Genomic DNA, 11,140 nt, shown 5'->3' on the forward strand with positions numbered 1-11,140 from the left:
GCCCTCGAACGCCGAACCCGCCACCACCCCCGGCGGACTGCCCCGCCGACGCACCGGCGGCCCGGCGCTCGTCCCGGACCCGGAGGCGGCCGGCACCGGCCGCCACCCCCGCCCGGAGGGCCCCGCCGAGATCCCCGCCCGCGCCACGCCCGCCGGGCCCCCCCCCCCCCCCCCCCCCCCCGGGGGCCCCCCCCGAGATCCCGGCCGACGCCACGCCGGCCGAGACCCCCGCCGCCGCGCCCGCCCCGGCGCCCGCGGAGACCCCCGCGCCGGTCGCCGGCGGGCTGCTGCCCAAGCGCGTCCGGCAGGCCAGCCTCGCCCCCCAGCTGCGGCAGGAGGGCGAACAGCAGGCCGCCGAACCCGTCCGCGAGCGCTCGCCGGAGGAGGCCAGGGCCGCCTTCGCCTCCTTCCAGCGCGGCTACGCCCGCGGCCGCGGCGACCGCCTGCAGCCCGCCTCGCTGACCGTGGTGCCGGACCTGCCCGACGCCCCCGAACCACCGCAATCCGGTCGACCGCGGGTCGGGGTCCCCGTACCGCCCCGGGTGGCGCTACCCTCTGCACCCGTCCCACCTGCTCTGCCGGCCGCGCGCCCGCGGCCCCAGCTGTACCCCGTACGCCAAGGAAACCCCGTACCACCCGCACCACCCGCCCCAGCGGAAGGAACCGAGAAATGACCGCAACGACACAGCCGTCCGGAGACCTGAACTGGCTCCTGGACGACCTGGTGGGCCGCGTCGCGACCCTGAGGCATGCGGTGATCCTGTCCAGCGACGGTCTGGCGACCGGCGTCTCCAGCGGCCTGGCCCGCGAGGACGCCGAGCACCTCGCGGCCGTCGCCTCCGGTTTCCACAGCCTGGCCAAGGGCGCCGGCCGGCACTTCCGGGTCGGCGGGGTCCGCCAGACCATGGTGGAGCTCGACGAGGCCTTCCTCTTCATCACCGCGGCCGGCGACGGCAGCTGCCTGGCCGTGCTCAGCGACGCCGAGTCCGACGTCGGCCAGATCGCCTACGAGATGGCGCTGCTGGTCAAGCGGGTGGGCGAGCACCTCGCCGCCGAGCCGCGCACCGAGTCCGCCGCGCAAGGGAGATGACCGACGGGATGGCCGCCGAGGACGACGCACCGCAGGACGGGCCGTACGAGGACCCGTACGACGACCCCTACGACACCGAGCCGGAGATCGACCTCTTCACGCCGCGCAGCGCCGCGGACGACCGCTGGTTCGACGACGACGCGGGGCCGGTGGTGCGGCTGTTCTCGGTGACCAGGGGACGGGCGGCCAGGCCGGTCGACGAGGGCCTGTTCGACCTCATCTCCCTGGTGCGCGCCACGGACGCCGGGGGCGGGGCCGACCACGAGCCCGCCCTCGACGCCACCCACCACGCCCTGCTGGCGCTCTGCCGCGACGAGCCGCTGAGCGTCGCCGAGCTCGGCTCCTACTGCGACCTGCCGGTCAGCGTCGTCCGGGTGCTGCTCGGCGACCTCAACGACGCCGGGCTGATCACCGTCACCCGGCCCGTGCCGCTCGCCCAGCGACCCGACGAGCAACTCCTGCGAGACGTGATCAATGGCCTCCGTGCACTCTGACGCCCCCGCGGACACCCGTTCCGCCCTCTGGTCCTCCACGGCCCTGAAGATCCTGGTCGCCGGCGGCTTCGGCGCCGGCAAGACCACCCTGGTCGGGGCGGTCAGCGAGATCCGCCCGCTGCGCACCGAGGAGCTCCTCAGCGAGCGCGGCCGCCCGGTCGACGACACCTCCGGGGTCGAGGCCAAGCGCAGCACCACCGTCGCGATGGACTTCGGCCGGATCGACCTGCGGCCCGGCCTCGCGCTCTACCTCTTCGGCACCCCCGGCCAGGACCGGTTCTGGTTCGTCTGGGACGAGCTGGCGCAGGGCGCGCTCGGCGCGGTGGTGCTCGCCGACACCCGGCGGCTCGCCGACTCCTTCCCCTCGGTGGACTTCTTCGAGCAGCGCCGCATCCCCTTCGTGGTCGCCGTCAACTGCTTCGAGGGCACCGAGGTCTACGCGCCGGAGGACGTCCGCGCCGCACTCGACCTGGACCCCGGCATCCCGGTGCTGCTGTGCGACGCGCGCAGCCGCGAGGACGGCAAGGAGCTGCTGATCCGGCTGGTCGAACACGCCGCCGCGCAGGCCGGCCTCGACCCCACGGGCGCCGCCAAGGGCTGACGGACCGTTCGGCCGGACGGCCCGTCACCAGGCCCGTCCGGACCGGTGTCCGAATGGCGGGACGCGAGAGTCCCGGATGGCGGACGGCCGGGCCGTCGGGGTTGCCTGCGGCCGTCCGGGCGTGGAAGGCTCGTACCCGTTGCACGTTGCGCGGCCCGCGCCGTGCCCCTGGGGGAGGAGGCAGTCGACATGACCGCAGACGCGTTCCGCGGCACGGTCCTGCCCGCCCCCGCCGTGCCGGCGCTCACCGTACGCCGCCACATCGACCAGGCGCTGGTCTGCAGCGCCTGCTGTCACTGACGGACCCCACCGGCCCGGGGCCAGCCCGGCGCCGATCCCCGTCCCCGAACCCCCGGCCGGGCCGCGTCCTGACGGCTGCCCGGCGCCTTCCGCCCTGCGCCCACCCGGAGACCCGACCGTGGACCCGTTCCGCCCCGAGCTCGAACCGTTCTGGCCGTCCCGCCAGCCGCACCTCTTCGACCAGACCTGTCGGACCGCCTAGCGCGCGTCCCGCCCTTGCGGTGGACTGACCGACCGTCAGCACCACTTCCGCGCAAGGCCCGACGCGCAGACGACGACCACCCGAATCCGTCCCGCGCGAAGAGAGCCCACCATGTCCTCCACCTCCACGGCCACCCGTACCGTCACCGCCGCCACCCCGCACCTGCGGGCCGTCCGCTCCGTGGCCGCCGTCCCCGGCGGCACCGAGCGCTGGTACCCGAACACCACCGCCGCCCCGCACGCCACCACCCCGGCCCCGCACACCGCCGCCGCAGCGCCCCAGCACACCCGGCCCGCGCCCGAGCGGCAGCCCGCCGCCCTGCTGCCCGCCGGCCTGCCGGAGGGCGCCACGGTCGTCGCACTGCCGCCGTCCGCCCTGCCCCAGGGCCTGCTCGCCCAGTACGGCGCCGAGCTCGGCGCCTCCACCGGGCACCCGCTGGTCGGCTACCTGCTGCTCGTCCCCGCCGACCAGGCCCCCGCGCCCACGGCCGCCCCGGCCCCCGTCGCCCCGGCCGAGCGGCCGCGGCCCGCCGCCCGGCCGTCCGCGCACGGCATCAGCGTCGACACCGACCGGCGCACCGCCCACGTCGACGGCGTCCAGCTCGACCTCACCTACCTGGAGTTCGAGCTGCTCGCCCACCTCACCGAGCACCCGCACCGGGTGCACACCCGCGACCACCTGGTCACCGCCGTCTGGGGCTACGGCCACGTCGGCGACGGCCGCACCGTCGACGTGCACGTCGCCCGCCTGCGGCGCAAGCTCGGCGCGGCGCACCGCGACAGCATCGTCACCGTCCGCCGGGTCGGCTACAAGTACGCGCCCGCCGTCTGAACGGGCGCAGCAGCACGACGGCCGGGGCCGGACGCGGTACGCGTCCGACCCCGGCCGGTGGCACGACCGACGGCGCAGGCCGGTCGGGCCGTCGGGCTCAGCGGCTGAGCCGGTCGATCTCGGCGAGCTCCTCGGCGGTCAGCGGACCGGCCTTCAGCGCGTCGAGGTTCTGGTCGAGCTGGGCCACGCTCGACGCACCGATGATCACCGAGACCACCCGCTCGTCCCGCAGCACCCACGACAGCGCCAGCTGGGCGAGGGTCTGACCGCGCTGCTCGGCCACCTTGTTCAGCGCCCGCAGCTGCTCCAGCTTCTGCCCGGTCAGCGCCTCCTCGCGCAGGAAGTGGCCGACCGACATCCGCGAACCGGCCGGCACCTCGCCCGACAGGTAGCGGTCGGTCAGCAGGCCCTGCGCCAGCGGCGAGAAGGCGATCATGCTGGTCTGGGTCTCGCCGATCGCGTCCAGCAGCCCGTCCTCGGGGGTGCGGTTCAGGATCGAGTAGCTGATCTGGTTCATCAGCACCGGAGTGCCCATGCCGCGCAGGATCTCCACCGCCTCGCGGTGCTGCTCGGCCGGGTAGTTGGAGATCGCCGCGTACAGCGCCTTGCCCGACCGCACCGCCCGGTCCAGCGCCCCCATCGTCTCCTCCAGCGGAGTCGTGGGGTCGTAGCGGTGCGAGTAGAAGACGTCGACGTGGTCCAGGCCCATCCGGCCCAGCGACTGGTCGAGACTGGACAGCAGGTACTTGCGCGAGCCGCCGTCGCCGTACGGACCCGGCCACATGTCGTAGCCCGCCTTGGACGCGATGAACAACTCGTCCCGGTACGGCTTGAAGTCCTGCGCGAACAGGTAGCCGAAGTTGCGCTCCGCACTGCCGTACGGCGGGCCGTAGTTGTTCGCCAGGTCGAAGTGGGTCACACCGCGGTCGAAGGCCCGGCGCAGCACCGCGCGCTGCACCTCCAACGGCTGCGAGTCACCGAAGTTGTGCCACAGGCCGAGCGACACCGCGGGCAGCTGCACACCGCTGCGCCCGGCCCGCCGGTAGGTCATGGACGCGTAGCGGTCGTCCGAGGGGAGATAGGTCATACCGGCATCCTGCCAGGTGGCGGCCGGGTCGCAGGGACCAACGACCCTGCCGGAACCGGACACCCCGGGCGTAGCCTGGCCGCGGCGGCCGGACGGGCCGCCGGGCCGTACGGAGAGGAGCCCGCCGGTGCCGCGCCCCGACATCACCGACCGCGCCGACCTGGAGCCGCTGCTGCGGCGCTTCTACACCGCCGCCTTCGCCGACCCGCTGATCGGCCCGCACTTCACCGAGGTCGCCCGGCTCGACCTGGAGGCCCACCTCCCGCACATCACCGACTTCTGGGCGAGCGCCCTGCTGCGGAGCGGCGAATACCGGCGCAACGCCTTCGCCCCGCACCTCGGACTGCACCGGCAGCGCCCCCTCACGGCCGCCCACTTCGGCCGCTGGGTCCAGCTCTGGCACGCCTCCGTCGACGGCCTCCACGCAGGCCCCACCGCCGACCGCGCCAAGGCCCAGGGCGAACGCATCGCCCTCGCCATGCTCCGCCGCACCGCCGGCGGCGACACCGAAGGCACCGGGGGCGGCTTCGTCCCCCTCTCGGCAGTCCTGCTCCGCAGCTGAGGACCTTCCCTGCGGAGGGCAGCACCCCAGGGGCGCGGGGGAACTGCGCAGTCCGCTGAGGGGCAGCACCCCAGGGGCGCGGGGAACTGCGCAATTCGGATGCGGGTGGCTGAACGGGTCAGGGCTCGGCCCGTACTGCCACGATGCCCAGCCCCGGACTGCGCAGTTCTCCCCAGCCTTCGGCCGGGAGGTGCCCCCATGCGCCCCTGGGGTGCTGCCCCTGGAGTGCTGCCCCTGGAGTGCTGCCCCTCCGCTTGGAGTCCACTTGGAGTCGCGTGGGCGCCATCGCATAGGCTCGCTGCACGATGGTGCGGATATCGGTGCTGGGCACGTTGACGGCGCAGGTGGCGGGGGCGACGGTCGGCCTCGGCGGCCCGCGGCAGCGCGGTGTGCTCGCCCGGCTGCTGGTGGCCCGCGGCGCCGTCGTCCCGGTGGACCGGCTGATCGACGACCTGTGGCAGGGCCGCCCCCCGGCCAAGGCCGCCGCCTCCCTGCAGGCGTACGTCTCCAATCTGCGACGCCTGCTCGAGCCCGAGCGCGGTCCCCGCGAGCCCGCCCGGCTGCTGGTCAGCCGTGCCCCCGGTTACGCCCTGGCCGTGCCGGCGTCCGGTGTCGACGCCTGGGACTTCGAGCAGCGGCTGCGGGACGCCCGCGACCTCCGGCCGTTCGCCGAGCAGGCCGCGGAGCGGCTCGGGCACCCGGTGTCCCGGCTGTTCGACGAGGCGCTGGCGCTCTGGCGCGGTACCGCCTTCGCCGAGTTCGCCGACGAGCCCTGGGCCGCGGCCGAGATCACCCGGCTCGGTGAACTGCGGCTGGCCGCGCGGGAGTCCGCGGTGGTGGCGGCCCTGGACGAGGGCCGGGCCGGTGAGGCGGCGGCCGCCGCGCTGGCGCTGACCGAGGAGCATCCGCTGCGCGAGGAGGGCTGGCGGCTGCTGGCCCGGGCGCTGTGGGGCGCCGGCCGGCAGGCCGAGGCGCTGGAGGCGCTGCGCCGCGCCCGTACCGTGCTCACCGCCGAACTCGGCCTGGACCCGGGACCGGCGCTGGCCGAGCTGGAGTCGGCGATCCTCCGGCAGCGCACCGACCTGCTGGCCGTGCCGACCCCGGCCGCCGACCTTCCGCCGGCCCGTCCGTCCGGTCCGGCGTGCACCGCCGGGCCGGGCTGCGGCGGCGCCCCACCCGAGCCGCCGTTCGTCGGCCGGGAGGCCGAGCAGCGCACCCTGCGCGAGGCGGCGACGGCCGCGACCGCCCCCGGCGGCCGGTCGGTGGTGCTGGTGTCCGGTGAGGCCGGGGCCGGCAAGTCCACCCTGCTCGCCCGGCTGAGCGGCGAACTGCGGCGCAGCGGCTGGCTGGTGGCCACCGGGCGGTGTCCGGAGACGGAGGGCGCCCCGCCGGCCTGGGCGTGGACGGAGGCGCTGCGCGAGCTGGCCCGGCAGCATCCGCCGAGCGCGGCGACGGCGGCGGAACTCGCCCCGCTGCTCGGCGAGGACGACCCGTCCCGTCGGCGGGACGCCCTGACCGGCCGCTTCCGGCTGCACCGGGCGGTCGTCCGCTGGCTGGAGGCCGCGACGGAGCAGGCGCCCGTCGCGGTGATCCTCGACGACCTGCACGCGGCGGACCAGGAGACCCGTGCGCTGGCCGCCGAACTCGCCGCCGCGCTGGGGCCCGAGCGTCTGATGCTGGTGTGCGCGCACCGGCCCGGCGAGGGGCGGCTCACCGATCTGCTCGGCACCTTCGCCCGCTGCTCGCCGTACCGGATCGCGCTGGGCGGGCTGGACGAGGCCGAGGCCGGCACCCTGATCGGTGCGGTCTGCGACACCCCCGTCGACGCGGACACCGTCCGCGCGCTCGCCGAACGCACCGGCGGCAACCCGTTCTACCTGGTGGAGAGCGCCCACCTGCTGGCCGGGGAGGGCGCGCTGGTGGCCGTCCAGGAGGTGCCGCAGGGCGTCCGGGACGTGCTGCGGCGGCGGTTCGACCGGCTGCCGCCGGCCACCGTCGAGGCGCTGAGGCTGGCTTCGGTCGCCGGCCGGGAGACGGAGGTCGAGCTGCTGGTGCACGCCTCCGGCGCGGAGGAGGAGGGCCTGCTGGACGCGCTGGAGGCGGCCGTCGCGGGCGGGCTGCTCACCGAACCCCGGCCCGGGGCCGTCCGGTTCGCGCACGCGCTGGTCCGCGACACCCTGTACGGCGACCTCAGCGGGCTGCGCCGGGCGCGGCTGCACGGCCGGTTCGCGGAGGCGCTGTGCGCGCTGCGGCCGGACCGCCTCGCCGCACTGGCCCACCACTGGACGGCCGCCGCCTCCTCCGCCACCGCGCAGCGCGCGGTCGACGCCTGCGTGCGCGCCGCCGAGGCCGCCGAGCGCCGCTACGCCCACCAGTCCTGCGCCGACCTGCTGCAGCAGGCCCTGGACAACCTCGACCGGGTGCCGGAGGACGGCGACGACCGGCCGGCCCGCCGGATCGCCCTGCTCGGCGCGCTGCTGCGGGCCCAGGTCCGGGCCGGGGCGATCTCCGCCGCCACCGCGACCCGCAGCCGGGCGGTCGCCCTCGCCGAGGAGACCGGCCGGGAGGACCTGGAGATCGAGGCGTGGACGGCCTGGACGGAACCCACCCCGTGGGTCGCCCACCCCTACGGCAGCTACGACGACCGGGCGGTGGAGACGCTGCAGCGGCTGCTGCGCCGCACCGACCTGCCGCCCGCGACCCGCTGCCGGCTGCTGGACGCCCTCACCCACGAGTGCAACTGCGCGGGGGAGCCGATCGGGACCGCCGCCGCCGACGAGGCGCTCGCCATCGCCCGCGCCGAGGGCGACCCCCGGCTGCTGGCGCTCGCCCTGGCCGCGTCCGCCCGGATCTGCGACTTCGAACTCGGCGCCCCCCAGCGGGCCGTGATCGCCGACGAACTCGCCGCGCTGGCCCGCCGGCACGACCTGCCGGCCTACCGCTGGCAGGCCGAGCAGCTGTACGCCACGGCCGCCGCCGTCGCCGGCGACCTGCCCGCGCTGCGCCGCCACATCGCGGCCGCCGCGGCGATCGCCGAACGGTACGGGCTGCTCGAACTGGTCGACGTCGGCCGCTGCCACCGCGGCATGCTGGAACTCGCCGCGGGCCGCACCGCGGAGGCCGCCGAGCTGTACCGGCAGGCCGTCGCCGGGCTGACCGCCCGGGCCTCGGTGCACGCCGAGGGCTTCGGGGCGCTCGCCGACCTCACCATCGCCGTCCAGGAGGGCCGGATCGGCAGCGAACTGCCCCGGCTGCGTGCCGTCACCGCGCTGTACGGGCGCCTGGTCGCCGACGTGGAGGCGCTGGCCCTCGCCGCGCTCGGCCGCACCGAGGAGGCCAGGGCGGCCCGGGCCGTCCGGCCGCCCGTCCAGCCCGACTACTACCGCTCCTTCTTCCTCGCGCTGCGCGCCGCCGCGGTGGTCGCCCTGGACGAGCGGGCCGAGGCGGCCGAGCTGATCGCCGAACTGCGGCCGCTGCGCGGGCTGGTGGCCGGCGCGGCGTCGACCTCCGTCGCGCTGCGGCCGGTCGCGCAGTCGCTCGGCGAGCTGGCCCGGATGCTCGGCCGCACCGAGGAGGCCGCCGGGTACTTCGCGCAGGCCGCGGAGGTGGCCCGCCGCTGGGAGTCCCCGCGCTGGGAGGCGGAGGCGCTGGCCGCGCTGCACGGCCTGCCGGCCGTCCCCGATGCGGAGGCCGTCGCCCGGCACCAAGTGGGCTCCAAGCGGCACCCCGCAGGCTGAACGGGTATCGACCACCGGACTGCCGAAAGGCCCCGACGATGTCTACCCTGCTCGGCCGCCTCGGCGGCGCATCCGCCGCCCGGCCCTGGCGCACCGTCCTCGGATGGGTGCTGCTGCTGGGCCTCGCCCTCGGCCTGGCCGCCGCCTTCGGCGGCACCCCGCACGACGACTACCGCGTCCCCGGCACCCGCTCCACCGCCGGCGCCGACCTGCTGAAGGAGCGCTTCCCGGAGATGTCCGGGGCGAACGCCAGGGTCGTCGTCCACGACCGCCGGGGCGGGCCGGTGCCCGCCGACCGGCTGGCGGCGCTGCGCGACGGCCTCGCCGCCCTGCCCAAGGTGTCCTCGGTGGCGCAGCCGGTGCTGTCCGCCCGCGGCGACACCGCCCTGATCACCGTGGACTACTCCGTCCCGGTCACCGACTTCAAGGGCTCCGCCGGCCTGGACGCGCTGCGCGAGGCCGCGAAGCCGACCGAGCGGTCCGGGCTGCAGGTCGAGTTCGGCGGACAGCTGCCGGAGAACTTCACCGCGCCGAACGGCGCCGCCGAGATGATCGGTATGGGCGCCGCCCTGGTGATCCTGGTGATCGCGCTCGGCACGGTGGTCTCCGCCGGCCTGCCGCTGGTCGTCGCCCTGGCCGGCCTCGGCCTCGGCACCGGTCTCACCACGCTGCTCGCCGCCGTCACCGACATCAGCCCGACCGCGCCGACGGTGGCCTCGATGGTCGGCCTCGGCGTCGGCATCGACTACGCCCTGCTGCTCGTCAGCCGCCACGTCGAGGGCCTGCGCAAGGGCCTGACGAAGCAGCAGGCCGCCGCCGAGGCGACCGCCACCGCCGGCGCCTCCGTGGTGGTGGCCGGATCGACGGTGCTGGTCGCGCTGTTCGGCCTGAAGCTGGCCGGCCTGCCCACCTACTCCTCGTTCGGCTACGCCACCTTCGCCGTGGTCGGCGCCGTGATGCTGGCCGCCCTGACCCTCGTCCCGGCGCTCTGCTCGCTCGTCGGCGACCGGCTGCTGCGCCGTGCCGAGCGCCGCGAACCGCAGCGCCGCACCCAGGCGGGCCCGACCCGCACCGAGCGCTGGGCCCGGCTGATCGGCCGCCGCCCGGTCGCCGCCGCGCTCGGCTCGCTGGTGGTGCTGCTCGCCCTGGCCGCCCCGATGCTGCACATGCGCACCTGGCCGCAGGACGCCGGCAGCCAGGCGTCGTCCAGCACCACGCGCAAGGCGTACGACCTCACCGCCGACGCGTTCGGGCCCGGCGCCAACGGGCCGCTGATCGTCGCCGTCGACCTGAAGAAGGTGCCGCAGGAGAAGCTGCCGGCGCTGCTGGACACCCTGAAGGCCCGGCCGGGCGTCGCCGCCGTGCGGCCGCCGCTGGTCAACCGGGCACAGGACGCCGCCGTCGTCACCGTCACCCCCGCCACCGGCCCGCAGGACGAGCGCACCGCCGACCTGCTGAAGTCGCTGCGCACCGACGTGCTGCCCGAGGGCGCCGAGATCACCGGCACGGTCGCCGCCTTCTCCGACATCTCCGACCGGCTCTCCGACCGGCTGTGGGTGGTGGTGCCGGTGGTGGTCGCGCTCTCGCTGATCCTGCTCACCGTGCTGTTCCGGGCGCCGGTCATCGCGGTGAAGGCCGCGGCGATGAACCTGCTCTCGGTGGCCGCCGCCTACGGCGTGATGACGGCGGTCTTCCAGTCCGACACCGGTGCCCGGGCGCTCGGCCTGCCGCACGAGGTGCCGGTCTCCAGCTGGGTGCCGATCCTGATGTTCACCGTGCTGTTCGGCCTCTCCATGGACTACGAGGTCTTCCTGCTCGACCGCGTCCGGGAGGACTGGCTCGCCACCGGCGACGCCAAGGGCTCGGTGGTGCGCGGCCTGTCCGCGACCGGGCGGGTCATCAGCAGCGCGGCCGCCATCATGGTCGCCGTCTTCACCGGCTTCGCGATCGACCCGGACATCACCGTGAAGATGATGGGCGTCGGCATGGCCGTCGCGGTGCTCATCGACGCCACGGTCGTCCGGCTGGTGCTCGTCCCCGCGACGATGACCCTGCTCGGCCGGCTCAACTGGTGGCTGCCCGCCCCGCTCGCCCGCCGCTGGCCCGCGCCGGTGGCCGCTACGGCCGGCACCGCCGCCGCCGAGCCGGAGCGCGTCCCCGCCTGACCCGGGACGCCCCGCACCGGGCGCCGCTCCCACGTGGGGAGGAGCGGCGCCCGGTGGCGTTTCCGTGACCG

The 11,140-nt window shown here is 76.2% G+C and carries 8 protein-coding genes; 7 read left to right on the forward strand and 1 reads right to left on the reverse strand.

What is annotated here, in order from left to right:
• Positions 1-670: 670 nt before the first annotated feature.
• The 4 genes from ABD353_RS37765 to ABD353_RS37780 all read left to right on the forward strand — a co-directional run bounded on the left by ABD353_RS37765 (position 671) and on the right by ABD353_RS37780 (position 3,518).
• Entirely contained in the window at positions 671-1,090 is a 420-nt protein-coding gene (locus tag ABD353_RS37765) for a roadblock/LC7 domain-containing protein (protein ID WP_344628256.1), read from the forward strand.
• Positions 1,087-1,584 (forward strand): DUF742 domain-containing protein, encoded by a 498-nt coding sequence (locus ABD353_RS37770; RefSeq protein ID WP_344628257.1) that lies wholly within the window; start codon positions 1,087-1,089, stop codon positions 1,582-1,584. Before ABD353_RS37765 ends, ABD353_RS37770 begins: the two co-directional genes overlap by 4 nt.
• Complete coding sequence (locus ABD353_RS37775; RefSeq protein WP_344628258.1) at positions 1,565-2,185, forward strand: GTP-binding protein; 621 nt, start codon at positions 1,565-1,567, stop codon at positions 2,183-2,185. The genes ABD353_RS37770 and ABD353_RS37775 overlap by 20 nt, the downstream gene beginning before the upstream one ends.
• Before the next feature lie 613 nt (positions 2,186-2,798).
• Positions 2,799-3,518 (forward strand): winged helix-turn-helix domain-containing protein, encoded by a 720-nt coding sequence (locus ABD353_RS37780; protein ID WP_344628259.1) that lies wholly within the window; start codon positions 2,799-2,801, stop codon positions 3,516-3,518.
• A 97-nt stretch (positions 3,519-3,615) separates the two neighbouring features.
• Here ABD353_RS37780 and ABD353_RS37785 read toward each other — a convergent pair whose 3' ends face one another.
• Positions 3,616-4,605 carry an aldo/keto reductase gene (locus ABD353_RS37785; RefSeq protein WP_344628260.1) on the reverse strand — a complete coding sequence of 330 codons (990 nt, stop codon included), beginning with the start codon at positions 4,603-4,605 and terminating at the stop codon, positions 3,616-3,618.
• A gap of 127 nt (positions 4,606-4,732) precedes the next feature.
• On the opposite strand from ABD353_RS37785, the gene ABD353_RS37790 reads away from it, so the two are divergent.
• The 3 genes from ABD353_RS37790 to ABD353_RS37800 all read left to right on the forward strand — a co-directional run bounded on the left by ABD353_RS37790 (position 4,733) and on the right by ABD353_RS37800 (position 11,069).
• A complete protein-coding gene (locus tag ABD353_RS37790; protein WP_344628261.1) occupies positions 4,733-5,167 on the forward strand; it encodes a group III truncated hemoglobin in 435 nt (144 codons plus the stop codon).
• Between the two features lie 305 nt (positions 5,168-5,472).
• Positions 5,473-8,904 carry an ATP-binding protein gene (locus ABD353_RS37795; protein ID WP_344628262.1) on the forward strand — a complete coding sequence of 1,144 codons (3,432 nt, stop codon included), beginning with the start codon at positions 5,473-5,475 and terminating at the stop codon, positions 8,902-8,904.
• A 38-nt stretch (positions 8,905-8,942) separates the two neighbouring features.
• Positions 8,943-11,069, forward strand: coding sequence for an MMPL family transporter (locus ABD353_RS37800; RefSeq protein ID WP_344628263.1), 2,127 nt, complete (start codon positions 8,943-8,945; stop codon positions 11,067-11,069).
• Positions 11,070-11,140 lie beyond the last annotated feature (71 nt).

The sequence above is a fragment of the Kitasatospora arboriphila genome, from assembly GCF_039528095.1.
In the GTDB taxonomy this organism is placed as follows: Bacteria; Actinomycetota; Actinomycetes; order Streptomycetales; family Streptomycetaceae; genus Kitasatospora; species Kitasatospora arboriphila.

Excerpts from the sequence above, each read along its gene's own strand:
- ABD353_RS37795 (WP_344628262.1), top strand. The coding sequence starts at position 5,473 with ATGGTGCGGATATCGGTGCTGGGCACGTTGACGGCGCAGGTGGCGGGG.
- ABD353_RS37780 (WP_344628259.1), top strand. The coding sequence starts at position 2,799 with ATGTCCTCCACCTCCACGGCCACCCGTACCGTCACCGCCGCCACCCCG.
- ABD353_RS37800 (WP_344628263.1), top strand. The coding sequence starts at position 8,943 with ATGTCTACCCTGCTCGGCCGCCTCGGCGGCGCATCCGCCGCCCGGCCC.
- ABD353_RS37765 (WP_344628256.1), top strand. The coding sequence starts at position 671 with ATGACCGCAACGACACAGCCGTCCGGAGACCTGAACTGGCTCCTGGAC.
- ABD353_RS37785 (WP_344628260.1), bottom strand. The coding sequence starts at position 4,605 with ATGACCTATCTCCCCTCGGACGACCGCTACGCGTCCATGACCTACCGG.
- ABD353_RS37770 (WP_344628257.1), top strand. The coding sequence starts at position 1,087 with ATGACCGACGGGATGGCCGCCGAGGACGACGCACCGCAGGACGGGCCG.
- ABD353_RS37775 (WP_344628258.1), top strand. The coding sequence starts at position 1,565 with ATGGCCTCCGTGCACTCTGACGCCCCCGCGGACACCCGTTCCGCCCTC.